The organism is Streptomyces sp. ADI95-17, assembly GCF_003846175.1.
Taxonomy (GTDB): domain Bacteria; phylum Actinomycetota; class Actinomycetes; order Streptomycetales; family Streptomycetaceae; genus Streptomyces; species Streptomyces sanglieri.
On sequence record NZ_ML123046.1, the window covers coordinates 720,140 to 720,953 of the forward strand.

Genomic DNA, 814 nt, shown 5'->3' on the forward strand with positions numbered 1-814 from the left:
TTCGCGGAGCATCGGTCGGTGGATGGTCGGCCGGGTGGGTTGGACATCACGATCGAGTATGCGACGGATCTGTATGACGCTCGTTCGGTGGAGTTGGCGGGTGAGCGGTTGGTGCGGTTGTTGGGTGCTGCTGTTGCTGCGCCGGATGTGCCGGTGGGTGAGTTGGAGTTGTTGTCGGCGGGTGAGCGTGGGTTGTTGTTGGGGGAGTGGGCCGGTGCGGTGACGGGCTCCCCGGGTGTGGGTCTTGGGCGGTTGTTCGGGGCGCAGGTGGTGCGGACGCCGGATGCGGTTGCGGTGGTGGGTGAGGGGCGTGAGCTGTCGTACCGGGAGCTTGACGGTCTGGCCAATGGTGTGGCGCGTCGGCTGATTGCGGAGGGTGTGCGGCCGGGTAGTCGTGTCGCGTTGTTCCAGGAGCGGTCGGTGGCTGCGGTGGTTGCCACGTTGGGTGTGGTGAAGGCGGGTGCGGTGTATGTGCCGTTGGATACCCGGTATCCGGCGGATCGTGTGGAGTTGATCGTGGGGGAGTCGGGTGTCACGCATCTGGTGACGGACCGGGATCCGGGTTCGCTGGTGTTGCCGGCGGGTGTTCGGGTGCTGGGCTCGTTGTCCGGGGGTGACTTCTCGGACGTCTCGGATCCTGGTGTTGTGGTGCATCCGGATCAGCCGGTGTACGCGATGTTCACGTCGGGTTCGACGGGTGTGCCGAAGGGTGTTGCGGTCACGCATCGCAATGTGGCGGATCTGGCCGCGCAGACGATGTACGCGAACGGCAGTCATTCCCGGGTGTTGTTCCACTCGGCGATGGCCTTCGATG

At 65.4% G+C, this 814-nt stretch carries 1 protein-coding gene; it reads left to right on the forward strand.

Annotated features, from left to right (window positions below; translation table 11 throughout):
* Positions 1 to 39: 39 nt before the first annotated feature.
* Positions 40 to 814 (forward strand): AMP-binding protein (locus EES42_RS16980; protein WP_164495253.1); only part of this gene is annotated, 775 nt, incomplete at its 3' end.